This is a genomic window from Paenibacillus sp. FSL R10-2771, assembly GCF_038000205.1.
Classification (GTDB): Bacteria; Bacillota; Bacilli; order Paenibacillales; family Paenibacillaceae; genus Paenibacillus_AQ; species Paenibacillus_AQ phytohabitans.
Genome location: NZ_JBBOBM010000001.1, coordinates 4385474 through 4411043 on the forward strand (window position 1 = coordinate 4385474; position 25570 = coordinate 4411043).

Annotated in this window: 18 protein-coding genes; 1 reads left to right on the forward strand and 17 read right to left on the reverse strand. The window is 52.6% G+C overall.

What is annotated here, in order from left to right; genetic code table 11:
- Window positions 1-66: 66 nt before the first annotated feature.
- The 15 genes from NSU14_RS18950 to NSU14_RS19020 all read right to left on the reverse strand — a co-directional run bounded on the left by NSU14_RS18950 (window position 67) and on the right by NSU14_RS19020 (window position 22511).
- Window positions 67-2376 carry a 3-O-beta-D-glucopyranosyl-beta-D-glucuronide phosphorylase gene (locus tag NSU14_RS18950; protein ID WP_340946782.1) on the reverse strand — a complete coding sequence of 770 codons (2310 nt, stop codon included), beginning with the start codon at window positions 2374-2376 and terminating at the stop codon, window positions 67-69.
- A 65-nt stretch (window positions 2377-2441) separates the two neighbouring features.
- Entirely contained in the window at window positions 2442-4706 is a 2265-nt protein-coding gene (locus tag NSU14_RS18955) for an AraC family transcriptional regulator (RefSeq protein WP_340946784.1), read from the reverse strand.
- Window positions 4707-4796: 90 nt separating this feature from the next.
- A complete protein-coding gene (locus NSU14_RS18960; protein WP_340946786.1) occupies window positions 4797-6329 on the reverse strand; it encodes an extracellular solute-binding protein in 1533 nt (510 codons plus the stop codon).
- Window positions 6330-6941: 612 nt separating this feature from the next.
- Window positions 6942-7094 (reverse strand): hypothetical protein, encoded by a 153-nt coding sequence (locus NSU14_RS18965; RefSeq protein WP_156118595.1) that lies wholly within the window; start codon window positions 7092-7094, stop codon window positions 6942-6944.
- 13 nt (window positions 7095-7107) lie between these two features.
- Entirely contained in the window at window positions 7108-7989 is an 882-nt protein-coding gene (locus NSU14_RS18970; protein WP_042135835.1) for a carbohydrate ABC transporter permease, read from the reverse strand.
- A 26-nt stretch (window positions 7990-8015) separates the two neighbouring features.
- On the reverse strand, window positions 8016-8936 hold the full coding sequence (locus tag NSU14_RS18975; protein WP_269323272.1) for an ABC transporter permease: 921 nt from the start codon (window positions 8934-8936) through the stop codon (window positions 8016-8018).
- A 274-nt stretch (window positions 8937-9210) separates the two neighbouring features.
- Window positions 9211-10329: a glycoside hydrolase family 5 protein gene (locus tag NSU14_RS18980; RefSeq protein WP_340946789.1), complete on the reverse strand. Its 1119-nt coding sequence runs from the start codon at window positions 10327-10329 to the stop codon at window positions 9211-9213.
- Between the two features lie 393 nt (window positions 10330-10722).
- The gene (locus NSU14_RS18985) at window positions 10723-12489 is read right to left on the reverse strand and encodes a glycoside hydrolase family 2 protein (protein ID WP_340946791.1); all 1767 of its coding nucleotides are present in this window, start codon (window positions 12487-12489) and stop codon (window positions 10723-10725) included.
- Complete coding sequence (locus tag NSU14_RS18990; RefSeq protein ID WP_042135827.1) at window positions 12486-14522, reverse strand: alpha-L-arabinofuranosidase C-terminal domain-containing protein; 2037 nt, start codon at window positions 14520-14522, stop codon at window positions 12486-12488. Before NSU14_RS18990 ends, NSU14_RS18985 begins: the two co-directional genes overlap by 4 nt.
- 20 nt (window positions 14523-14542) lie before the next feature.
- Window positions 14543-15439, reverse strand: a complete 897-nt coding sequence (locus tag NSU14_RS18995; RefSeq protein ID WP_042135825.1) for a carbohydrate ABC transporter permease — start codon at window positions 15437-15439, stop codon at window positions 14543-14545.
- 18 nt (window positions 15440-15457) lie between these two features.
- Window positions 15458-16417, reverse strand: a complete 960-nt coding sequence (locus tag NSU14_RS19000) for an ABC transporter permease (protein ID WP_340946794.1) — start codon at window positions 16415-16417, stop codon at window positions 15458-15460.
- A gap of 30 nt (window positions 16418-16447) precedes the next feature.
- A complete protein-coding gene (locus NSU14_RS19005) occupies window positions 16448-18019 on the reverse strand; it encodes an extracellular solute-binding protein (RefSeq protein ID WP_171718399.1) in 1572 nt (523 codons plus the stop codon).
- Window positions 18020-18154: 135 nt separating this feature from the next.
- Entirely contained in the window at window positions 18155-19753 is a 1599-nt protein-coding gene (locus NSU14_RS19010) for a response regulator (protein ID WP_340946797.1), read from the reverse strand.
- A complete protein-coding gene (locus NSU14_RS19015) occupies window positions 19754-21556 on the reverse strand; it encodes a sensor histidine kinase (RefSeq protein WP_336101910.1) in 1803 nt (600 codons plus the stop codon).
- A 76-nt stretch (window positions 21557-21632) separates the two neighbouring features.
- Entirely contained in the window at window positions 21633-22511 is an 879-nt protein-coding gene (locus NSU14_RS19020; protein WP_305954206.1) for an AraC family transcriptional regulator, read from the reverse strand.
- A 103-nt stretch (window positions 22512-22614) separates the two neighbouring features.
- Between NSU14_RS19020 and NSU14_RS19025 the strand changes: the two genes are divergently transcribed.
- Window positions 22615-24153, forward strand: a complete 1539-nt coding sequence (locus NSU14_RS19025) for a sulfatase family protein (protein ID WP_042135818.1) — start codon at window positions 22615-22617, stop codon at window positions 24151-24153.
- A gap of 84 nt (window positions 24154-24237) precedes the next feature.
- Here the strand turns inward: NSU14_RS19025 and NSU14_RS19030 are convergent, their stop codons facing one another.
- Together NSU14_RS19030 and NSU14_RS19035 are read right to left on the reverse strand one after the other, a co-directional pair.
- A complete protein-coding gene (locus tag NSU14_RS19030; RefSeq protein WP_042135816.1) occupies window positions 24238-24771 on the reverse strand; it encodes a chromate transporter in 534 nt (177 codons plus the stop codon).
- 14 nt (window positions 24772-24785) lie between these two features.
- The gene (locus NSU14_RS19035; RefSeq protein WP_042135815.1) at window positions 24786-25421 is read right to left on the reverse strand and encodes a chromate transporter; all 636 of its coding nucleotides are present in this window, start codon (window positions 25419-25421) and stop codon (window positions 24786-24788) included.
- Between the last annotated feature and the right edge of the window lie 149 nt (window positions 25422-25570).

Consider the following 25570-nt stretch of genomic DNA (forward strand, 5'->3'; position numbering starts at 1 on the left):
CGATCTTCTATATATTATCTCTGACTTTCACTTATGCTCAGACTCATGCCCATGCTAGAACAGGCGTCACTGCTCAAGCCGAACAGTAACCCGATACTCTCTTCCTGCTTCATAAGGAAGCACGGCATCCATCCAGTCCTCTCCGTCAACCGTTACCTTCACCGTTCCCCGGCTAATCCGGGCGGGATTAAGCACATGAATCCGGTACGAGGCGGACCGGTATTTCCGCTCCACTGTATACTCCGGCCATTCCGCTGGAATGCAGGGGTCGATAACCAGTCCAATAGCCGTAGCTCTGATCCCGAGCGCATATTCAAGCGTAGTCCAGAGCATCCAGCCTACCGTTCCGGTAGAGACATGATGGCTGGACTTGCCGTAGTTCGGGGAATCCGCCAGGCCGAAATAATAATTCGGCACAAAAATCGGCACCTGCCCGTTCTGCCCGGGCGGATTGCCCGGGTTCGTCGGCAGCGTCCGGCTGATCGTCTGCCAGGCTTCGCTTCCCCGGCCTACGATGCAGTCGGCGAACGCTTTGAACATGGACGCGTGGCAATAGACGGAGCCATTCTCGGTAGTGCCCGCCAGCTTAAGGCTGATCCGGCCCCATTTGGGATTCCAGCCGCTGAACGGCGGCTCCAGCAGCCGGGGTCCGAACGGTGTATCTAAGCTGTCAATCGCAGCTAGGCATTTCGCAAGCCGCTCCCCGCGGGCAATACCGCTCATGATCGCCCAGGTCTGGGTGTTCAGGAACAGCTTGCCCTCTTCATCCTGCGCGGTTCCGAACGGTATACCGTCATCATCGAATCCGGCCACATACCAGCCTCCATCCCAGCAGGTGCGGTTAACGGCATCCGCCAGCTGCCCGGCGAGAGTATTCAGATGCTCTGTATTCTCCTTATCGCCAAGCCGCCCGCAGAAGGGGAGCAACGCCTGAATGGCATAGACCAGCGCCATCGTATTCCAGGCTGATTCCCCGCGGCCCAGCCGCCCCGGTCCGTTAATCGGGTCATTCCAGTCCCCGTCACCCATCAGGCACAGTCCATGCGCTCCGGTCTCACCGGCCATATAATTCACCGCCAGCAGCAGGTGCCGATAGATGGTAGCGCTATCAGAAGATCCCTTGAAGCCCACCTGCCGCAGCAGCAGCTCCGGATCTCCGCACTGGTTCAGCAGTGCCGTCATGCAGATAACCAGCCAGACCGGGCCGTCCGTATGCTTCAGCAGGCACAGATTCTTGGGCGGGGAGCCGTCGGTCATAATCCACTGCTGGATGAAGCCGCTGCTCTCCTGGCCCTGAAGCACAGAGATCATATACTCTGCCGCCCCGGCAGGATCAACCAGCGCATAGCCGAGGGCATCCTGAAGCTGATTGCGGACCGGGCAATAGCTGGACATGCGGTTCGTGCGGGTCTGCATGACGATCTGTTTTTTGAGCCAGATATTCATGAATGCATTCACATCCGCATCCGGTGTCTCCACCCGGAACATGCCGGTGATTCCTTCCCAGTAGTCCTCAGCTTCCTGAAGCAGAACAGCATATCCCTTGACGGCCAGCTCCGCCTTGCTGCTGCGGATCTCTTCCAGGGAAGAGGCGCAGCCCGCTACAAAATGACGCACTGCCTGTTCACCCGGCTGAAGAGTCATGATCTGCTGGAGGGCTCCAAGCGGATTCTCCGCCTCTGCCTGCCGGCCCGAACAGTGCCCCTTCTGCACGGCTGCCGGAAGCTCGTACATATCGTCGCCCCCGAAGAATGCACGCTGGCTGCAGTCATAGGAATCCGCCGGATAATCTGAGTACACGTACACCACGTTGGTATGGTCATCGCATCCGGCCTTCTGTTCATACGTGACATGATAAGGGAAGGAATAGGAGGACAGGATTTGCGATTCCTGATCGAACCGGCATTTGCTGCCCATCACGCCCCCGTTCTCCAGTGAGAACGCCGTGAACAGCGATAAGCTCCTCGGCTTAACGCCCGTATTCGTGAGCGTTACTGTCCAAATCTCCTGCTGGCCCGTGCGTGGTACAAAGACATGAATAGAGGATGTTATCTCCTGGGATACGGAGCGGATCTCGGTACTCCCCAGGCTATGAATACACTCATACGCCTCCGGCTCTGTCTTCAGCGGCTGATAGAACGGCGACCAGGCTTTCCCCGTTTCCTGATCCTTCAGATAAAAGTAGCGGAAGCCTCTGCTGATCGTCCGGTTATGGGGCTGAAATGCAATACTGTCCCCCTGCCCCGTCTGGGATACCTCCATATAATAAGTGTCGTTAAACAAATAGTTGAACCATCTTGCCGGTGTCCGGGGAGTGGTAATGACATAATCTCTCCCCTGATTCCGGAAATACCCGTAAGCACCGCTTTTGTTCAAATGAATTACACACCTTTCCTGTTCTCCTTAAGCTCCTGCTGCCCTGCCCTACACAACACAAGCTGCTATTCCACCAGGTTGGTCCGGTACTGGCCCGGAGTAATCCCTTCCATCTTGCGGAAATAACGGATGAAGTTCGCCGGATTATTGTATTTCAGTTTCATTGCGATCTCGGTGATCGTCAGATCGGTATCCTTTAGCCATCTTTTGGCCACGGTAAGCCGGTATTGCGCCAGATAATCGGTGAAGCTGGTCCCGGTCTCCTGACGGAACACACGGCTGATATACTGCGGATGATAATTCAGCCTGGCCGAGCATTTCTCCAGCGTCAGATCTGTGTCGAAGGCTTCAGCAATCAGCTGCTTCACCTCTTCCGAGATACTGTTGAACTGCGTCTCCTGCCGCTCTTTCAGCAGCCCGATAGCCGGACAAACAATGACCTTCCCGAACCAGGCTTCTATATCACCGGGACTATGCATGCCAAGCAGCTCCTCGAACAGGGAATCCTCCCCTGCCCTCAGCAGATGGTGGGAGATGCCTGCGTCCTGCAGCAGCCGGATCAGATCCATCAGCAGCCGGACCAGCGACATCTGATATTCCTGATGATCGGATTCCTCGCTGGCCAGCGCATTCATCACCTGGGACAGGCGTTCTTCTGCCCGGCCGCTGTCATGTGATTTAATCGCTTCGCACAGCTCATCGGCAATTTTCTTAGGATAGATAATTTCCTTACGGCTTGCCGGCTGCACATCTTCAATGAACAGAATGACCTCTTCCCCGAGACGGGCCCGGTACTTCAGCGCATTCTCCCCTTCTTCATACCCCCGGCCCACTTCAGGCCAGGCTGTACAGGAGCGGCTAATGCCGATGCTGGTCTGCAGCTCAAGATAACGCTTCACGGAAGCCTGTACTTCAGCAGCCCTGGCATACACGGATTCCTTGAAGGCTTCTTCGGACTGCGTACTTGTGCCAGTCAGGATCACCACGGACTCCCGGATGACAATCGGCGGAAGGCGGTCTCCTTCCGGGACCACCTCCAGCGCGATATTGCTGATGGCAAACAGCAGCAGATCCCGGTCCTGCTCTGTAAACCGGCTGCTGTCAAGCCGGTCAACCTGTACAAGCAGCACCCGCATAACTGTCCACTGGCTGGTGTGCCCGTAACCATAGTCCATGAGCCGCTCCTGAATACCCTGGGATCGCGCTTCACCCAGCATCATTTTGCGGACCAGAAACTCCGCCAGCTGCTGCTGCTGTCCTTCAAGCTCAAACTGCAGCTTGGTCTGATCCGAGAGAATGCCCTGTATCCGGTCGGAGATGGCGATGAACTCATCCTTTCGGGGTCTCTGCTCCTTATCAGGCAGCAAGGACGAGTAGATATGCCGCACGGGACTATACATCCGGCGCGAGCCGATCAAAGCTGTAAACACTGTGGCAGCAAGCACACAGAGACTGATCAGGATCGAGGTCCTGCCAATGGCAGTAGCCTGACGGGTAACCGCCTGGGTAGGAACGACCGATACGTACGTCCAGCCGTTATAAGCTGACTTCCGGTAAGAGATGGAGGCCTTGCTCTCATCGGCTATGCCGTTGAATACTCCGGCTGTATCTTCCTTGTCCCGGATTGCAGCGATGTAAGCTTCAGCTGACAGATCCTTATCCAGCAGCGAAGGGTTGGAATGGCTAATCGCCCGGCCATCCTCATCCAGTATGAATACGCTGCCCATGCCCGGCTCATTGGCGATCAGATCGTTCAGCTGCTGGGAGGACAGCACCACCGCGATCATACCCCGGGGTCTGCTCGAATTAATCGGCCATTTCTTGATATTAATGACGGCGTGGTTCAGTTCAACCATGCCGTCGGCCCCCTGGATGCTGGCTGAATTGCCGCTGATCCACACCGATCCGTTAGGCATTCCGGCGAACGGCCGCAGCTTCTCCTTCAGACCCGGCTGGCTGTAAGCATCCATACCGGAATTGGTAATCAGCCAGTCCTGTTCCAGACTGAACAAATAGACATCCTTAATCCCCAGCTCAAACGTCTGGATTGAGGAGAGATTTTTATACAATTCATGGATCATATCCATATCTTTAATGCCGAGGTTAGTCGCAATTGCATTGGTCACTGTCGGCAGCCCCAGAAGCTGCGTGGTGGAGAAATCAATCATCTTAAGCGTCTGCTCCACCCGCAGCTGGCTCTGCCGGAGTACCTGGGAGTTGCGTTCTTCAACCTGCTGAAGCACCGACTGTGAGGAGTAGTGATAGGAATACCACCCTAAGATCAGCACCGGAAAAGCACCGATCACCAAGGTAAGAATGATTAGTTTCAATAAATAGCTGGATATCCGTATTCGCATGACTCACTACCCCCGCAATCGTATGTTGCTTTTATTCTAGCATATGGGGATTCTCAGGCACGTTTATTGCGCATTCGCTTGGTTGTAGGCCGCCGTATATTCTTCAATCACCTTCGCGCCGCCGTCCTGCTCCCATTTCGCGACAGCCTGATTCCACCCGTTCTCGTCCATATCCCCCATGATAAAGCGGACCCGGGCATCATCAATTATTTTGCTAAGCTCCGAGCCCCGTTCGCTGTAGGTATCGGAAATGAATGGCTGAACCGGGTTGACCACAGCGATTTCCGCATTCTTTTTCCACATCTCATCACGTAAATGCACCAGCGAATTACCATAGGTCACCACTTTATCCCTTAGGACAGCCAGCTGGGAGGAATTGCCCATGCCGTATTCAGCCAGCAGCTTGGAGTCGGTGGTCTTGACATAATTCCCGTTATCCAGGGTGAACTGGCGTCCTTCCAGCCCGTTGACCAGCATATTCTGCATATCCTCATCCGACACTTTGTCAAAAAAGTTCAGAACGGCCTTGAGATCTTCCTCTGTCTTCACCGAAGTCTTGGGAATCATGAAGATGCCGTATGAGCCTGAACCGCCGGGACTGCGGAGTCCTTCCGGACCTTCCAGCGCGTTGACCATCGTAATCGTACCGGCTGGCGTAACCTTCTTCACACTCTCTTCAATGCCGTTGGCATCATTCAGATTCGCAATCCACGAGCCTGCTTTGCCTGCGTTAATCATCTGCTTGCCGTCTTTCACCACAGCGAAATCCAGGTTGATGAGCTTCTCATCATACAGCTTTTTGTAGAATTTCATCGTTTCCAAAAAGGCAGGGGACAGATGAGCCGGACTCGCCTTCCCGTCCTTGATCTCCCAGTCCGCCGGACCGCCCATCCAGGTCAGCATAGCCCGCCAGCCCGCTGCCACCTGCTGCTCGGCCAGACCGATCGTATCGGCTTTGCCGTTCTGATCCGGATCCTCCTTCACGAATGCCTGCAGCACTTTATAGAAATCATCCACCGTCTTTGGCTCCTGCAGCCCGAGATTCTCCAGCCAGTCCTTGCGCAGCATCAGGCCGTCACGTGCCAGATCCCGTTCGCGGTAGATCCCGTACACTTTTCCGTCAATGGAAATAGCATTCAAGGCTACTTCGTTCATCCGGCTTAAGTTGGGATAATCCTTCAGGTAAGGACCCAGCTCCCAGAACATGCCGGAGCGTACCGAATTGACAATGTAGGGCAGCTTCTGGTCGAGCACAAGCACGGTGCTGGGCAGCTCGCCCGATGCGATGGTGGCGCTGAGTTTATCCGAATAGGTGGTCGAAGGGACCCAGGTGATTTTGAGATCAGTATTCGTCCGTTCCTCCAGCTGTTTGTAGATTTCACCTTCCGGGTCCATCGGCTCCGGATTGTAGCTGGTCAGCATCATGGACATTTTGTAAGGCCCGGCAGGTGATGCGGTTCCGTCTGCGCCTTGAACGGCATTCTCTTCTTTATTGCTGTTACTGCCGCAGCCGGCTAATGCACCCAGCACCAGAGCTGCCGAGAATGTCGTCAGCGCCAGACTTTTAAAGCCTTTTGCCCCTTTGGTTGTTTTCATGATTGATGTTCCTTCCTTAATATGAGGTGGGTGGTGTAATGCGTCGAACTTGAGAAATGGAATACTCGGCTTGGTCGCGGCTGCGGGGAATGTTTGGACTTCCGGCCGCTGTTAGGTATGGATTTCCTGATTTTTTACCGCTGGCTGCGGTTGAAATCCAAAGCTAAAGGCGGACGCTACCGCTCCTACAGTTCCAAACTTCCCCTCCGCACTACTGCCTTTTATTATTTTCTCAAGTTCTCCTTATTTGGGTGTGTGATAGCAATTTCAAGTGCAGGGCCGTGACTACGGGGAATGTTTGGCCCTCCGGCCGCTGCCCGTCTGCAGACTCCTTGAATTGTAGCGCTGTTCGCGGTGGGAATCCGCAGACTGATGAGGCTTCCGTAGCGATCCGGTAACTCTCCGGAAATCTTGCACATAATACAACATTTCCCTCACCAAATCGGTCAAAATCCAAAATTGTTGTACAAAATACAGGATTTCACCTTTTCCAAGCGGCTTAGCCGGAATATTATTGTATTTCGTACAACAATCGTCCCAAACACCTGGCTATCTGTGAATCAAAGTTGTATAACGTACAACATTTCTCTCTACGCTGCCTCCTAAGAGGACTCAAATCAGCCGGTACGCATCAAGCGTACTAAATTTCCGAAGTGTACTGAATTTCTGTGCTGCCAGTATCACAGCGACTGACCGGTAACGTGTATTGTTATTGTCCAGCTCACCGGCGGCTTCAAACTCCCCCTCCGCACTCCTGCCCTTCATGAACCTTCAGACCTCAGCCCTTCACCGATCCCAGCAAAGCGCCTTTGGCGAAATGCTTCTGCAGGAACGGGTATACGATCAGAATCGGAATCGTGGAGACTACGATGACCGCCATTTTGACAGCCTGGTCCGGTGGGATAAAGTTACTCTCCAGCGAAGACGTATCTCCCAGACTTCCGCCCTGGGACAGCATTACAATCTGCCGCAGCAGCACCTGAATCGGCCACTTGGTTGAATCGTTAATATAGAGAATGGAGCTGAAGTAAGTGTTCCAGTGGCCTACGGCATAGAACAGCGAGAACGTAGCCAGCACCGGCAGGGACAAAGGTATGACAATCCGCACCAGAATGCCGGGATCGCTGGCACCGTCGATTTTGGCCGATTCCTCCAGATCCGGCGGAAGCTGCTGGAAGAAGCTGCGGACAATAATCAGGTTAAAGGCACTGATGGCACCCGGCAGCAGCAGCGACCAGTACGTATCCAGCATCCCCAGCTCTTTGACCACCAGGAAGGTGGGGATCATCCCGCCGCTGAACAGCATCGTGAAGATGACCATGAGCTGGATCGGAGAGCGGAAATCCATATCCCTGCGGGATAACGGATAGGCCATCAGGCAGGTCAGTGTAATGTTGATCAGCGTACCTGCGACTGTGATGAAGATGGTTACTCCCAGGCTTCGCATCAGCGTATTGGTGGAGAAGATATAGTTGTACGCCTCCAGTGAAAACTCTGTAGGGAAGAGAATAAACCCCTTTTCAAGCAGCTCCCGCTGCGTTGCGAATGAACCGGCAACCACATAAATGAACGGAACAATAGTAATGAGCGCAATGACTGCCAGCACGATGATATTGAACAGATCAAACAGGCGGCTCGGCCATGATGTTTCTTTTACCACAATTCTACCTCCTTTCGCTGTTTTTCCTAGAGAATTCCTTCCTCACCGAACCGTTTGGCCAGGAAGTTGGAGCCGAAGACCAGCACCAGCCCGACAACTGACTTGAACAGTCCGACCGCAGTACTGTAGCTGTACTCTCCCTGCGAGATCCCCGTGGTATACACATAGGTATCGAAGACTTCGCCAACCTCCCGGTTGAGCGGATTCAGCATCAGGAAAATCTGTTCAAACCCCGTATCGAGGAAATTGCCCAGCCGCAGGATCAGCAGAATCACAATGGTCGAGCGGATCGCCGGAAGTGTAATATGCCATAGCTGGCGCATCCGCCCGGCTCCGTCTATTTTGGCAGCCTCGTAGAGCTGCGTGTCTACACCCGCCAGCGCGGCCAGGAAGATGATCGTTCCCCAGCCCGTTTCCTTCCACATAACTTCACCGGTGATGAAGGTCCGGAACCAGCCGGGACTAAGCAGGAACTGGATTTTCTCGCCGCCCACAGAGGCAATCGCTTCATTGACCAGCCCTCCCTCGGTTGTGAAGAACAGGTAGGCAATGGAGACGATAACCACCCAGGACATGAAGTGGGGGATATAGACCAGGGTCTGAATTGTCTTCTTGTACGTCTGCGATCTTAATTCATTCAGCATCAGTGCCAGCACAATCGGCAGCGGAAAAAAGAACAGAATATTGTAGGCCGCCAGCACGAACGTATTCTTCAGCAGCTTCCAGAACAGCGGGTCCCCGAAAAAGCGGTCAAAATGCTTCATCCCCACCCATTCGCTGTCGACAAACCCCAGGAAGGGCTGATAGTTCTTGAAGGCCAGCAGGATCCCATACATCGGTACATATTTAAAAGTGATAAAATACAGCAGTCCCGGCAGCAGCATGATATACAGCCAGCGGTTGCGGGCCAGACGCTTCAGCTTCTGCCTGCGGAATACAGCAGACATTGACGGCTTCGAAGCCGCTAATGGATTTCCCATGTTCCTTCCCCATTTCCGGCACCCTTGGATCAGTTATTTTTGTTTATATAAGTGCACTTAAGATTTGAATTTGAAGCTTCATCGTCACTGCGGTGAACATTTGGACTTCCGGCCGCTGTTGTCTCCAGATTTCTTAATTTTGAACCGCTGTTAGCGGTAGAAATCCGGTGACAAAGGCGGTCGCTACCGCTCCTACAGTTCCAAATTTCCCCTCCGCTTCTTTTGCTTTTTGTTTATTTCTTTAGTGCTTATCTAGAACCTGATCCTTCAGTGCATTGAATTGCCCGGTTGCCCGGTTATAAATTTGATACCAGCCATTGTCATCCCATACGGAGAAAGCAAACTGTCCAGCAATAGCCTTGTTCGCGATTTGACGGTACGAATCCAGAAGTGTGTCCGTAATGACTCCCCGGTGCTCGTACCCGAATTCGCCCAGATACACCGGAATGTCATGCACATCGGCGAATTCCCGCTTCACATCGTCCACACGCTTCAGATGATCCGCCAGATTCTGAAAATACGAGTGATAAGTCCCCATAATATAGCGGTCCGTCCCCCCGCCCGGCAGGTCCTGCGGATTGCGGTACGTATCGTACAGCCCCCAGCCGCTGTTGTAGTTGTACCCGCCGAAGATCACAATCCGCTTGGCATGCGGCTGCATGCCGCCGAAGGTATAACCGCGGATCGCCGCATACGCCCGCTTGTTGAGCTCAATGACGCTCGCTTTGGCAGCTGCCCCCGTATTCAGGCTCAGATGCGGTTCATTGAACAATTCGAACACCAGCGTGTCCGGTTCATCCTTGAACAGCTCTGCGATTCCTGTCCAGATGGTCTCCAGCCGCTGCATGTTCGTTTCGAAGGCAGGCTCGCCCTGCACCGCGTTCATTGCCCATTCCTCGTGATGTGCATTCACAATCAGAATGACAGGCGGCTTGCCTGCGCAAGCCCGCTGAACGTTCACATCCTTCAGGACATAGTCCACCAGACGCTTCACTGTCGCCACATTCGGAGCGCTGAAGGAGAAATGCCCCGCTTCATCCGCAGTCGAAGCATATTTATCACCCCGTCCGCCCCAGTTGACCGGAATCCGGATGTTGGTGTACCCCGCCGCAATAAAAGCGTCCACGGCCGCCTTCACATCATCGTAACTCTGGCTGTTCCAGTTCCCTTCAAACGTGTTGCCCAGATTGGTTCCCCTGCCCATAAGACCGGCCATTTCCTCCGCCGTCAACGGAGTGGAAACGGCAGCTCCAGACGATGTCTCCGCCTTCGCACTGGCTCCGCCGGTCAGCAGTGCAATCAACAGAATGGCACAGACCGGCCAGATCATTGCAGATTTGATGCTAGTCGGGAATCTCATTAATCATGCCTCCTCAGGATGGTAATGGTTCAATAGAACGGTATACATCTAATGGAAAGCGTATTCATTTTGCAGCTGGCTAGAGAAAATCCTCTCCGGTCCAGCAGGTTCAGGCAGCAGCTGCTTGCTCTGCCACCAATATAGAGGAGCCTGTGAATTGCCGTCTATAGTCATCTTAGTACCACTGTGTGAAGCCTTGCTGCTGCTGGGTTTGCGGCGCCCGGTTATTCATTACAGACTCTGCTGTTGTCATTATCTAACCTGAGCTTTGGCTTCCCTGGAGTCGGTCCGTTTACAGATATCTCTTCCCAAATGCCCATATGTCTTCTGCCGGACAGCAAAAAGGACCGGCCCGGCCATTCCCTGGCTCCGGGTCAGTCCTTATCCATTCGATTACTTCAGATTGATCTCTTTAATCTTATCCAGCGGAATTTTCGGCTCGCGTGCCTCTGTCAGCAGACCGTTGATTTCCTGCTGCACATCGGTGAGCTGGGTATAGCAGTACCCGCAGATATAATCCACACTCTTGATCGCCTGAGTCAGGCTTGCGAAGCGGTTCAGGAATTCTTCCTCCGATGCCACCTGATGCCCGTATCCCCAGCCCTTATCGGACTGGAAGGCGATCCCGCCGAATTCCGATATAATGATGGGCTGGCCTCTGTACGCATATCCCTCCGCGAATGCATATTTCCATTGATTGCAGGTGGTCTCTTTATTCACGATGGCTTCTTTATTGTCACCGTATCTGCTTAAGAAGCCTTCACCCATTTCAACGTAGTCATGCAGGGTCAGAATATCCGACACGGTATGCTCCCAGCCGTCATTCGTAATCACCGGGCGGTAGGGGTCAATCGCTTTGGTTAAGTGATAAATACCTTCTGTGAATTTCTGCTGCCTCTGGTCGTGCAGAATGTTCGGGACGCCCCAAGACTCATTGAACGGCACCCAGGTAATAATGCTGGGGTGATTATACTGCTGCCGGACGATCTCCAGCCATTCGTTCGTGAAGCTCTCAACGGCGCGGTCATGAAATTCGAACGTTGCCGCCATCTCCGACCATACCAGCAGGCCCTTTACATCGCACCAGTACAGGAAGCGGGCATCTTCAATTTTCATATGCTTGCGTACGCTGTTGTAGCCCATCGCCAGAATATAATCAATATCTGCAACTATCGCTTCCTCGCTCGGCGGTGTCAGGTGGCTCTCTGTCCAGTAGCCTTGATCCAGAATAAGCCTTTGATAGATTGGCGCATTATTAAGCAGCACCTTGCCGTTCCCGATCGATACCTTCCGCATCCCGAAATAGGAATGCACGCGGTCCGCGACTTTGCCGTCCACATAGAGTATAAACTCGACATCATACAGATTTGGCTGTGCCGGTGACCAATAGCTCCGCTTCCAGGGACCGCTTGCCTCATGCAGCAAATCGATTTCCACCGTCTGGCGGGGCCGGTCTATAATCTGGCTTGTGGTCTTAACCGGGACTCCCTTTAAAGTAACTGCAGCCTCCAGAAGGATCTTTCCTGCCGCCGTCTCCAGTCCGTGTACCTGAACATCGAACGAGGCGCTGGAGCGGTCGATATCCGGAGTGATTTTTACAGAATCCAGCCTCTGCTCTTCCACATATTCCAGCCAGACGGTCTGCCAGATTCCGGTGCTCTGCACATAAAAGCATTCAAAATTGTCCTTCGTCCAGCGCTGCTTCCCGCGGGGCTGGGTACAGTCATTACTGTCTTCTGCCTTTAACGTAATGTTATTATCCTTCCCGGATACAAGATAGGGGGTAATGTCGAAGGAAAAAGCAGCATATCCTCCCTGATGACTGCCTGCCAGGATGCCGTTCACCCATACTTTGGCGTGATAATCCACCGCCTGAAAGTGGAGGATCACCCGTCTCCCGGCAGCAGCCTCCGGAATGGACACGGATTTGTTGTACCACACCCGGGGATGAAATTCCTGAAGACCGACTCCGCTTGCCTGCGTCTCGTAAGTATAGGGAACGGTAATGGTATGGGTTGCGTTCAGCTGTTCCTGCCATCTCCCGCTTTCTCCGGTATTCTGGTCATCAAACCGGAAGCCCCATTCACCGTTAAGAGACTGCCACTCCCTGCGGACGAACTGCGGTCTGGGATAATCCTTGATATACGCCTTGGTTGTCATGGTGCTCCCCCGTCCCGTGTGTCAGACCCGGTTCTGAATTCCAGTGCATAGACCGATGCCGGACGCAGCAGACAGTCCTCCGCCCATCTTTCAGCGGAAACCTCGTTAACCTTGCAGGAGATACGGCTTGGCGCAAAGACAGAATTGATCTCCCGTTCAGATTCTCCCGTTATTTCATATACAACTACAGTACCGTCAGCCTCGAATCCGTGCAGTGTGAAGGAAGCCTTCACTTCCTGCAGACTCCGGTTAACGGCAAACACGGTGACTGTATCGCCGGACCCGTTCGTGAACGCTGCGATATCCAGCTCCGGCAGGGCGTCCAGATTGATCGGCGCCGGTTTGCCGGAGCTTACGGAGAAAGTGCCGCACTCCGTATCCACGGGCAGCAGGCGGGAAATATCACGGCCCGCATAGAGCTTCATGACTTCATAGGTTGGCGTGCCATAGACGGTTAACGGGTGCCCGCTCCAGCCCGGCAGCTTGCCGCAGTATTGATCGGCATAATAATCCCCCACCCGGATACAGCCGCCGAGCCATCCGTTCACCAGATCGGAGAAGCTGCCGATATGTACCATCTCACTGGCACGGAGCATCTCGTTCAAATTGGCAGCATTGGCTACCGCAGCGCCCAGCGTGTGTTCGTCCGGCAGCCCTTTGCGTACCGTGTTGGGATAATACATCGTATTGTATTCGGTAATTGCCAGCTTCACATGACCATGCTTCGGATTGGACCGGATCTGTCCCGCCGTCTGTTCTATATTGTAGCGGGTCCATTCCGGGAATGAAGCTATGGCTTTATAGCGTTCTTCTTCCGGAGTATCATGGTCCATTGCAAAACGGTAGTAGCCATGATAGAGATGCAGGGTCAAATAATCGATCTGCTCACCTGCGATATCCAGTACGGTCCGGTTCCATTCCTGATCCGTATGTCCGCAGGCCAGAATAACAAGGGAGGGATCTGCCTGTTCCATGGCTTGAATGAAGGACACGGTCCGCTTGGCGAACTGCTCCGCCGTGGTTGTTCCGACCTGCCAGGGTCCCCACACCTCGTTGCCAATCTCCCAATACTTCACATTATAGGGCTCCGCATACCCGTTCGCGGCCCGCTTCGCTCCCATGGGAGTTTCGATCCCGCCATTGCAGTATTCCACCCACCTCGCTGCCTCCTCCGGCGAGCCGGAGCCGTCATTCACACAGATGAGCGGTTCCACACCGAGCTCCCGGCAGAACCGGATGAATTCATCCGTACCGAAATATTTGCTGGTCCATCCTCCCCATGCCTCATTGAACATGACCGGACGCTCCAGCACCGGACCGACGCCGTGCTCGAAATGATAGGCGCTGATATAGTTGCCCGCCAGCCGCATCATCCCGGCGTTCAGGTCTTTCGTCATTTCGACCACCTTACGTTTTACGGTGCCGATGTGGTCTTCCGGGAGCAGAGAGACATGATCAATCCATAACATGCCGGTAGATACATGATCCCTCCATCTGGGGTGTTCGGCCGGCACATACACACGAAACTCTGCATCTGCGCTGTCCCGGCTGACAGACAGCCTGGCTTCATACTGCTGCCAATTATGGCCCGCCAGTCCGACACGCTCAAGCCCCAGCCGTGCCTGGGTAATCCTGTCTATCGCTTCTATAATAATGTAGTCCAGTTCAACGGAAGCTCTAAGCACCAGCTTGACCGTATACCGCCCTTCTTGGAGAGCGGTCCTCTGGGCGATGCCGGCATAGGCCTCATCATCACTCAGCAGGCGGATGCGCTGGGCGCGGCCCGAATGCTTAGGGGCAGACGCTTCAAGTGCATATCCGGTATTCCGTCCATTCGTATAGGCATACCAGCTTCCCGGCACCCCTGCCGTACTCCCCGGCTCACTTTCGAAATCCATATCCTTCAGCGGATACGCCAGCATGGCTTCCATATGATCGCGGATATCCTCCACGAAATGTCCGAACAGGTACGGGTTGACCGTATGCCCGCTTGGCTGGCTGCAGTCGATCGTTATCGTTGCTTGGTTAGACAATTTCAATCCTCCGTTTCCGATTAACCTTTTATTGAACCAATCATTACCCCTTTAACGAAGTGCTTCTGAACAAAAGGATACATCAGCAGCACCGGCAGGCTGGATACGATAATGACCGCGTATTTAATGCTCTCGGAGAGCAGGATTTTATCCTCCAGCCCGACATTCCCCCCGTCTACAGAGGCAGCCTGGCTGATCATCAGTATTTCGCGCAGCACCAGCTGCAGCGGGTACCGGTCCTCGCTGCGGATATAAATCAGCGCATTGAAGAATGAATTCCAGTGTCCCACGGCATAGAACAGAACCATTACGGCAATAATCGGCTTCGACAACGGCAGAATGATAGTGATCAGCAGCCTCCAGTTGGAGCAGCCGTCGATGTGCGCCGCCTCCTGCAGCTCCCACGGGATACTGGATTCAAAGTAAGTTCTCATAACAATGAGATTGTACGTAGAAATGGCCCCGGGAATAATGAGCGCCCACATTGTATCGACCATCCCGAGATTTTTGACCAGCAGATAACTGGGAATCAATCCTCCGCTGAAGAACATGGTCAGGGTCACAATCAGCATCAGCAGCTTGCGTCCGGGAAGATCCGGTCTGGACAGCGGGTATGCGGCAAGCAGAGTCATCATAATATTGACACTTGTACCAACAACTGTGTAGATCAGCGTATTGCGGTATCCGGTCCAAATTTTATCGTTGTGCAAAATATTGCTGTAGGCTTCCAGTGTCACGCCTTTGGGCAGCAGCCATACTTCCCCGTTCAGTACCCTGGCGGGATCACTGAACGAAGCGCTGACCACAAATAGTAATGGATATAGCACTAAAATAATGATTATTGCTGCGAGCAGGTATACGATAACGTCGAACCGCTTCTCATCGGGTGGGGCTTTTATAATTACATCCTTAGGCATTGCCCGTCTCCTCCTCCATTACCACAGGCTCGTATCCGACGTTTTGCGCGCAAACCGGTTCACCAGCAGGAGCAGCGTCAGGTTAATCAGGGAGTTGAAAAGCCCTATTGCCGCAGTATAGCTGTATTCGCCCTTTAGAATTCCGGTAGTGTATACAAAAGTGGAAATTACATCGCTTGCTTCAAGATTCAAATTATTCTGCATCAGCAATATCTTCTCGAATCCGATGTTCATGAACTGCCCAATATCCAGAATCAGTAAAATAACGATAACCGGGATGATTCCGGGCAGAGAGACATGCCAGATACGCCGGATACGGGACGCGCCGTCCATCTTGGCTGCTTCGTACAGCTGCGGATTAATTCCGCTAAGCGCAGCGATGTATATAATGGATTGCCAGCCCATGTTCTGCCAAATATTTGAGCTGATGAAGATCGTTTTGAACCATGCGGCCGATTCCATGAAGCGGGTCGGCGTTCCGCCAAGCGCCTGAATCAGCATGTTGACCGGGCCGCTCGGTGACAGGAGCACTGTCAGAATGCCCACGATAACAACAACTGAGATAAAGTGCGGGATATAAGTGACGTTCTGCAGTAATTTACTGTATCTCTTGCTGCCGATTTCGTTGATCAGCAGTGCCAGCATAATCGGAACCGGAAAAGCAATCAGCAGGGAGAACAGGTTGATGGACAGCGTATTCCAGAGAAGTCTCCAGAAATAATAGGAGTCAAAAAAACGCTGAAAATGCTCGAATCCCACCCAGCTGCTGCCGAGAATCCCTTTGCCCGGATTAAAATTTTTGAAGGCAATCTGCAGCCCGTACAGCGGGCCGTAATGGAACACTAAATACCAGGTGACCGGGATCAGCAGCATAAGATACAAGTCGTATCTTCTGGTAATTTGCCTGACCAGGCGGCGCCCCGGTTCCCGGCGGAACCGGGGCGCTGCAGCCGTATTATGAATCTCCGCCTTATTCATGAACATCCGCTCCTATCCAATAGGATCAGCCTATTTCTCCATCTTGTCGTAGGCTTCCTGATAAATTTGCTGAAGCTCTTCGACATTCATCTTTTGCAGGGTTGCCTGGAATTCATCCCATTTGTCGAAGCTGAGCGCACCCGCGATGAATTTCGTGCTTTGTTCTTCATAATATTTGTCGATGTCATTGCGCAGCATGTTCACCTTCTGGGCCGTTGCTTCGTCAAACATTGGAGCGGCATAGCGGATTGCCGGCATGTACGGATCCAGCGCCTTTTGCGCTTCCTGCACTTGAGGCGGATTGATATAAGAAGCTACATGCTCACTGATCAGATGCGGCGCCCCTCCGCCGGCGTACGGAGTGATTTTCGGCTGGGTCTCGGAAGTAGAATACTCTTCCTTGTAATAGGGAATCCCGTCCTTCAGCTCATAATGTTCGCCTTCCCGCCCGAACCGCAGCAGCGTCGAGCCTTCGTCGCTATAGAAATAGTCGACCCAGCGCATGGAGATTTCCGGATATTTATTGACTGAAGTAATGGCATACGCCCCAAAGTCACGCGGGATCGGAGCCGTCTGGCTCTGCATCCGGTCTCCGTGCGGACCCGCCGGCGGCGCAATGCCGATATATTGATCCGAGATCGGCAGGAAATTGTTATTCGTCTGGTCGAAGAACATGCCCGTTTTGCCTGAGCCCTGCTTGGCCAGGAACTGGGCCTCCGTATGGGAGAATACTTCCTGGTCCAGCAGCTTATCTGCATACAGCTTGCTCAAGTACATGAGCATTTCCTTGTTCTGTTCGCTGCCCATCCAGATTTCAACCTTATCATTCTCAAGATTGATGTTATAACCGAACTGCTGATCCAGTCCGAACGATCCGCTCATCATCGTCACGACGCTGAGGCCGACGCGCGCGGTCAGCGGCAGCTCATCCTTTTGGCCGTTGCCGTTCGGGTCCTGATCGCGGAAGGCGACCAGCACATCGTACAGCTCATCCGTCGTCTCCGGCACCTTCAGGTTCAGCTTCTCCAGCCAGGCCTGGTTAATCCACTTCTTGTCTGTCCGTGCCGCACTCAGGGTAACGATGCCCGGAATCGCGTAAATATGGCCTTCCGGCGTCGTGATGCCCGCACGGATCTCCGGATACTCATCCATCAGCTTGTTGAAATTCGGGGCATAGTCGCGGATCAGATCCTCCAGCGGAATGAGCTGGCCGCCCGAGCCGTAACGGATGGCCTCCAGTTGGGTGATTCCGGAGCGGTACATCACATCCGGAAGCTCATTGGAGGCGAATAGGAGATTCTTCTTCTCCTGAAAGCCATCGGTTGGTGCTTCAGTGAACTCCACCTGCACATTGCTCAGCTTCTCGTAATCCTGAAAGACCGGCATATCCTTGAAGGGTCCGTTGACGGGAGCGATCCGGGTGAACATACTCAGCTTCACCGGTTCCTGCACGATCGGAAACCCGTCCTTGCTCACCGATTGGTCTGCGGTCGCCTTAGGTGCAGCCTCATTGCCGTTGCCTGCTCCTGAATTGCACCCCGCCATTGCCAGTGCGGCAATGACCATCAGGCTTAGCGCCGTTTTAGTCCGTTGTTTACGCATGTCTGTATAACCTCCTTTTAGATCTCGCTCAACCCATCGTTGTAAGCGCTTCCCTTGATGTGACTTTATTATAGCCGGACACGCAAAGAGGGGAATTCCACATATATGACTTTTTACTACACTTATCTTACCGTTTCATTTCGCAGCAGGCGGATGGCTCACAAAGGCATGCGGCGTCGTGCCGGTCAGCTCCTTGAATACTTTGAAAAAATAATTGTACGTAGTGAACCCGACCTGAATACTAATTTGTTTAACCGTGTATTTTCCGCTTTCGAGCAGTCTGCAGCTTGCATCAATACGGACACGGTTCAAATATTCGGAGAAGGTCGTCCGCGTCTCTTCTTTGAAAATCCTGCTTAAATAAGACGGGTTGAGCCCGATCAGGTCAGCGGTCAGCTCCAGCGTAATGTAACTCTGATAACGTTCCAGAATAAGCTGAACCGCCTGGGACACATGTCTCGAATAGGAGCCTTGCGCCTGTCTCCGGCGGAGCCGGCCCAGCAGACCTTCATAATAAATTATCAGCCACCGTTCCAGCCCGGCTACGCTATTGATATTGCCGAGTTCTTCCCGGGAAGGCAGTCCGCCATCTGCAGCTTCATCTCTTGTTAATGTCTTTTCCCCTATGGCCAGCAGCTCGCTGACAATCATCTGCACACTTGGCGAATGAAGCGGATGCTTCTGGACAGAGGCGAACGCACTGGTAATTGACCGCTCTACCTCTTCCATATCCAGCCGTTCAATGGCTAGAAGCAGCTGCTTCTGATTCCCGATCGTCATCAGGAGGCGGGGATCGTTAAGACTGCTATCCGGCTCCAGCCGTGTAGCAGCGTTATCGAGGACACGTTCAGCCGAACGGTAACTGTCTTCGAGCTTGGACAGGCTGCTGCACATATGGCCTATAGCATAAGTGCATTTCAAATTCAGGAATAGCTCAAGCGAATGGCTGACATTGCTCATCAGCCGGCCAGCTTCGCTGGCGGCAGCCTGCTCGCTCCGTTCTCTGAATGCGAACAGGATGGCCAAACGGCCATTTTCTACATAAACGGCCATCCGCTCGGGCAGATCGCCGAGACTCTGCTGCATTAGTTCTACCGCCTGCCGGACCAGACCGTTAATCTGCACATCACTGCGTGTTTGGGTCAACAGCAGGAAGGGAACGATTTGGACAGCGGCGGCCATATAACAGACCACACCAGGCAGAAGTCCGCTCAGGCGCATGCTCTTCTCAAGTATGGCGGCAGCCTCCGGCTTGCCGGCCAGCAGCTGGAGCGTCTGCTCACGTAAACTTTCAGTTCTGTTGCCCGTATCCAGGCTCCCGTCCTCCAGCCGCAGACCCGATGTTTCGGTCTCCTCCTCCAGCTCCCGGGCAGCCTTCTTCAGAATGGCGATCAGGGATTGGTCATTCAGGCGGTGCTTCAGCAAATAGTCTGCAGCCCCGTTCCTCAGGCATTCCCGCACATAATCATAATCATCATAGCTGCTGAGCATAATTGTCTTTACAGCCGGATACCGCTCCCGGATGGTCCGCTGCAGCTCCACACCATTCATGCCCGGCATATTCACATCTATAATTGCGATATGCGCCTGCAATTCTTCAAGAGCCTGGAGCGCCATTGGACCGCTATAGGCTTCTCCGCAAATCTCAAAACCATGACTCCGCCAATCCGTCATCGTTGACAGATGATGATGTACCAGCGGTTCATCATCCACCAGCAGCACTTGAATCAACATTCAACCTGCCTCCTCTGCGGATCGTTCATCCGTACGAATCTCCGGCAAACGAATGACCACCTTGGTATACAATCCTTCTTCACTGAACAGCGTGATACCGTACGGCTCCCCGTACATTCTGCAGATTCGTTCATGCACATTCCGCACGCCGATTCCGCTGAAGCGCGACGCGCTTCCCTCCCTGCCGGATTCCAGAAGCAGCCGCATTTTCTCCCGCGACATCCCCGGCCCGTTATCCATGATTTCTATGAACAGATCCCCGCCCTCCCCGTATACTCTGATCAGAATAAGTCCGCCTCTGGCCGACGGGACAACCCCGTGCAGGATGGCATTCTCCACAATAGGCTGGAGCATCAGCTTAAGCACCCGGCATTCCAGCAACTCATCATCTTCCACTTGAACCTGAACTGTTATCGGCTCCATATACTTGTATTTCACAATCGACATATAGCAGTTCACATAATCCAGCTCTTCCCTGACGGTAAGAAATTCACTTGAATTCCCCAGCACCCCGCGCATAAGCTCGATTAAAGATCCAGAGACCTCTTCAATATTCGGCACACCGTTCAGATTAGCCAAATACTTGATGGTATTGAGCGTGTTGTACAAAAAATGAGGACGGATCTGTGCCTGCAGTGCCGTAAGCTCAGCTTCACGCTTCGCCTGCTCGCTAATCCGGATATCCTGCATCAGCCGCTTCAGATCATCAATCATGCTGATGAACACAGTGTAGAGTTCACCGATTTCGTCTTTCGAGTTAATCTCCATACGCGGAAAGGATAAATTACCGTCCTTCACCCGCATCATCATCGTTTTGAGCCGCCGGATTTGCAGTGTAGTCCTGGAGGACATCTGCATGGCTCCCAGCAAAACTGCGACAAAGACGATAACTGATACTTCAACCATCAGATTCCGGACCTTCACCGATTCACTCACGAGAGAATCCAGAGGAATAAGCGCCCGGGTAATCCAGCCGGTGTGCCCGGAGCGGCGGCTGACGACAATATAGGACTTACCGTCAATCTTCTGCTCTGCCGCCTCTTGAACAGCTGTTCCCGCAAGCTGCGGAGCGGTATATATCGTTCTTGTCATTTGCGGCGAGAGTGATGCAGGGGCAGAATCAGACTGGTATACCAGCTCCATCTGTTCATCCAGTACATACAGGACACTATCCGCTGTCGGCTTGACGCCATACGTGTTGCGGATGAAATCATAGTTCAAATCCACCATCACCACACCAATGGATTCCCTGTTATACCGGATGACACGGCCGACGGAAATCACATCCGGGCTGCCCTCTTGTTTGAAATAAGCGTGGCGTTCCCCGTTGTTTAACATGTAGTCCATCGCCTGCGTCTGCAGGAAATTACGGTCAACCCAAGGTCCCCCGGTGAAGAAAACCTTACCGTTCAGGCCAATTACAGCGATGCGTGTTATATAAGGCTTATAGCCGATCAGACCTGACAGAAATTCATTAATCCGCTTTTGCTCCAGAAACCACTCATAGCTGATTTCCTCGCTGGGGCTCAGCAATATATCGATTACCGTATTTTTATTCGTAACGGCAACCGTGTTCAGACGATCGATCTCCTCAAACATAAGATTCAGGGATTCGTCGGCTTGACGGATACTGTCCGCAACCGAAGTAATGGCGTTATGCTTAATCGTCTCACGCATATTCAGATAGATAATGGAGGTGATCGTTACAATAGAGAATAGACTGAGCAGTCCGAACGCGATGAATATTTTCCCCTGAATCCCCAGCTTCGGTGATATTTTATTGCGCAGAGCTGTAAATCTCATTCTCGGTCTCTCCTTCACATGAGGGAAATGACTTTCAGTAAGCGCTATCATATTATCAGAAAACAAAACCGTGCCGTTATCCGCCTCCAGCTGAACGGGTATGCAGCGGGGAAGTCTTGTAGTAGGACTTGAATGCCCGGGTAAACGTATACAGGTTGGGATAGCCGAGTGACAAGGCGATTTCCGTGATTGAAGCATCGGTTTCAGCAAGCAGCCGTTTAGCCTTGCCCATACGGATGTTCTGGATGTACTTCTGCGGAGATACGCCGGTCTGGCTTGTAAAAGCACTGGTGAAATAGGATCGGTGTACACCCGCATACGAGGCAACCTGCTGAACGGATATCCCTTCAGTAGCATGGAGGTTCATAAATTCCATACACTCCGATACCCAGCCTGAAGGTGATGGTGTATCAGCCGGGAATGCTCCGGGCATCAGGACGGCCAGCAATTCGCAGGTCTGTCCCTGCAGCTCCAAGGACACAGCCGGGTCCCACCGCCCGTACCTTGTCATTGCCCCGAATATGCGTTCCAGTACTTCCTTAATGCGGGATGTCACCTTACCAAGAGCATACGGCTTCTCAGGCACCATCCCGGTTAGCTTCAGCAGCGGCATCACTCTGCTTCCATCCAGCGCAAGCCAGCTCATCTGCAGCGGTGATTCCGCGGGAATGATGTAATAATGATACGTCTGATCCGGAAACAGACAGAACATGTCGCCCTTTTGCAGTTCAATGTGCTCATCTCCATAGTTAAGGCCAACCTTTCCTTCATACACGAAATGAAGGCTGTAGCACTCGATCCTTTTGGGACCCACCCTGTAGTTCGGCTTAGCCTGACTACGGCCGGCACGGACAGGCCATAGCTGCCCCTCCCTATCCAAATATCCGGGTGAATAGTAGATAAACTCGGCATATTCATATTCGTATTCCTGCAGATTCTGCAACACTCCTGACATATCCCCACTCCCTCCATCTAACAAAATGACAATTCAAATCTAACATCAGGCTATTTAAAAAATGTTGTTTTTTCAATATTATCATAATAGGAGGCGATAACCATTGTCCAGTAGACCTAACATTTTACTAATTACCAGCGATCAACAGCATTGGAATACCATCGGTGCCTTCCAGCCCGAGATTTCCACCCCGAATCTGGACCGGCTGGCACAGCAAGGGACAACCTTCGGCCGGGCTTATTGCCCGAATCCCACCTGCACGCCAAGCCGTTCCTCTATCATCACGGGAATGTACCCGAGCCAGCACGGGGCATGGACACTCGGAACGAAGCTATTGGAGGACCGCCACACGGTAGGGGAAGACTTCAGTGAAGCGGGTTATCAGACCTCGCTGATCGGCAAAGCCCATTTTCAGCCCCTGAAGTCCACGGAGGAATATGAATCGAAGGAAGCTTACCCGCTGCTGCAGGATTTGGATTACTGGAGCAGTTTCCACGAGTCCTTCTACGGATTCGACCATGTGGAGCTTGCCCGGAACCATACGAACGAAGCACATGTCGGCCAGCATTATGCCTTATGGCTGGAAGAACAGGGCTGTCACAATTGGCGGGATTATTTCCTCCCTCCAACAGGGACAATGGACCCGTCTGCAACCTACACATGGCCCATTCCGGAGAAATATCATTACAACACCTGGATTGCAGAGCGGAGCAAGGCCCGCCTGGAAGAGCATCAACAATCAGGAGATCCGTTCTTTCTCTGGGCCAGCTTCTTTGATCCGCATCCTGAATATCTGGTGCCGGAGCCCTGGGATTCGATGTATAACCCTGACACGCTGACTATTCCTTCACTGACGGCCGGGGAACATGACCGGAATCCGCCGCATTTCGGCATGACACAGGAAGACAACCCCGACTTCTCGCAGTTCATGGAAACCGGCTTCGGCATTCACGGGTACCGCTCCCACCTGTATTATGAATACGGGGATAAAGCGCTTCTGACGGATTACGACAAAAAGAAACTGGTAGCGGTCTATTACGGAATGATCAGCATGATGGATAAGTATATCGGCAGCATTCTGGATAAGCTCGATGAACTCGGACTCGCCGGGAACACGCTCGTCGTCTTTACAACTGATCACGGGCATTTCTTCGGACAACATGGTCTGCAGGCCAAAGGAGGATTTCATTACGAGGATTTAATTAAGCTTCCGTTCATCGTCAGATATCCCGGGCATGTTCCGGCAGGCAGACAGACGGATGCGATCCAGTCACTCGTTGACCTGGCGCCTACCTTCTTATCATTTGCCAATCTTCCCGTTCCTTCGTCGATGACTGGTGTGGATCAGAAGGACGTATGGCTGGGCCGCAAGAATCAGGCGCGTGACCATGCCATTTGCGAATTCCGTCATGAGCCTACGACCATTCACCAGAAGACTTATATTGATGCAAGATATAAAATTACGGTCTACTACAATCAGCAGTACGGCGAAATCTTCGATTTAGTGCAGGACCCGCACGAACTTCATAATCTGTGGGACGAGCCGGAACACGGGCAGCTGAAGACTGAGCTTCTGCTGAAATATATTTGGGCGGAGCTGGGCAAGGAACCGCTGCCTATGCCGAGAATTCATCATGCCTGAAGCAGGCCGGTCCATGGAGAAATAAGAAAGCGTGAGCAAGGATTCCTCCCTTCGCTCACGCTTTTTTCAGAATAATATATTTAGTCAGAAAATAACAATGCCTGCTACCGCCGACAGGAGGATCACCGCAAACGGATGCATCTTATATTTGGCAACAAGAACGAGGCATCCGCCGCAGATCAGCAGCGAGCCCGCCATTGTCCAGCTTAACCAGGATCCGCTTTGTCCGCTAAATGCGAAATGAACCGCCGCGTAGAGGATTAAGCCGGTTACAATCGGACGCAGTCCGTAGAATGAAGATCTGACCCAGTCATTGCTCTGCAGCTTCAGAAAGAAGACAGCGATACAAATGACGATAATTAGCGATGGCAGAATAATGCCGACCGTTGCCGCTATCGCTCCCCCCAGCCCTGCTTTGGAGTATCCGATCAGGGTCGCGGTATTCGTCGCGATAGAGCCCGGAGCCATCCCTGCCAAAGAAACAATTTCCTGAAAAGCGCCGCTGCCCATCCATCCTTTTTCGGAAACCTCCCGCTGAATCAGCGTTATAACCGCATAACCGCCCCCAAAAGAAACTAACCCCACTTTAATAAAAACCAGCAACAGCTCCCACAGCATAAGATAATCACCCTTCAGATGTAGTATTCAGGAAACTGCAGGTCACGGCGTTCCTCCGTTCGCACCTTTTCCGTAACTACGCTCATCCCCTGTTTCTTTTTGTACAGAACCACCAGGACTCCGGCTGTCAGCCCGCCCACAATCAGATAAAACGGATGAATCTGGGTGAACAACAGCAAGGCCAGCGATACAGCTACAAGCACAAACGTCGCCGCGTCCAGAACAGAAGCTTTCCACATCTTGCCGGCCGCAACAATAATCAAGGCTGCTACCGCAGCATGAATGCCCTTCAAAGCAGCTTCTACCTTGACGTTGTCTTTGAATAAAAGCCTGAGCCCGCTGAGGAGGAACACGATCAGAAAGGTAGGCAGGGTTATTGCAGTGACGGCAGCCACGGCTCCCGCCACTCCGCCAAGACGATAGCCGATAAACGTTGCGCTATTGACGGCCACCCCTCCGGGAGCGGAACCGGACACGGATATCATGTCACCCATTTCCTCTTCGTTCATCCAGCCCTTTTTTCGTACAATTTCTTCTTCGATGGTTGCAATCATGGCATAACCGCCTCCAAAGGTGGAGGGTCCAATTTTGAAAAATACGCAAAAAATACTCCAAAGCAAATTCATTTTCCTGCCCGCTCTTTGCTTCATTCCAGTTCACCCTTACATTCTTTTCTGCTCTCCCAAGAGATGTCACTTGTATTTTAGCATAATTAATTTCATTTTGGATTAAAGTCATGAATTTTATTGTAAATATTCTGTTAATACTTCATAATCAGAGTGTATAAAGTCTTATTTTC

Coding starts and splice junctions, on each gene's coding strand:
- NSU14_RS18960 (WP_340946786.1), bottom strand. CDS start 6,329: ATGAAAACAACCAAAGGGGCAAAAGGCTTTAAAAGTCTGGCGCTGACG.
- NSU14_RS18965 (WP_156118595.1), bottom strand. CDS start 7,094: ATGAAGGGCAGGAGTGCGGAGGGGGAGTTTGAAGCCGCCGGTGAGCTG.
- NSU14_RS18975 (WP_269323272.1), bottom strand. CDS start 8,936: ATGTCTGCTGTATTCCGCAGGCAGAAGCTGAAGCGTCTGGCCCGCAAC.
- NSU14_RS18980 (WP_340946789.1), bottom strand. CDS start 10,329: ATGAGATTCCCGACTAGCATCAAATCTGCAATGATCTGGCCGGTCTGT.
- NSU14_RS18985 (WP_340946791.1), bottom strand. CDS start 12,489: ATGACAACCAAGGCGTATATCAAGGATTATCCCAGACCGCAGTTCGTC.
- NSU14_RS18995 (WP_042135825.1), bottom strand. CDS start 15,439: ATGCCTAAGGATGTAATTATAAAAGCCCCACCCGATGAGAAGCGGTTC.
- NSU14_RS19000 (WP_340946794.1), bottom strand. CDS start 16,417: ATGAATAAGGCGGAGATTCATAATACGGCTGCAGCGCCCCGGTTCCGC.
- NSU14_RS19005 (WP_171718399.1), bottom strand. CDS start 18,019: ATGCGTAAACAACGGACTAAAACGGCGCTAAGCCTGATGGTCATTGCC.
- NSU14_RS19010 (WP_340946797.1), bottom strand. CDS start 19,753: ATGTTGATTCAAGTGCTGCTGGTGGATGATGAACCGCTGGTACATCAT.
- NSU14_RS19015 (WP_336101910.1), bottom strand. CDS start 21,556: ATGAGATTTACAGCTCTGCGCAATAAAATATCACCGAAGCTGGGGATT.
- NSU14_RS19020 (WP_305954206.1), bottom strand. CDS start 22,511: ATGTCAGGAGTGTTGCAGAATCTGCAGGAATACGAATATGAATATGCC.
- NSU14_RS19030 (WP_042135816.1), bottom strand. CDS start 24,771: ATGCTGTGGGAGCTGTTGCTGGTTTTTATTAAAGTGGGGTTAGTTTCT.
- NSU14_RS19035 (WP_042135815.1), bottom strand. CDS start 25,421: ATGAAGCAAAGAGCGGGCAGGAAAATGAATTTGCTTTGGAGTATTTTT.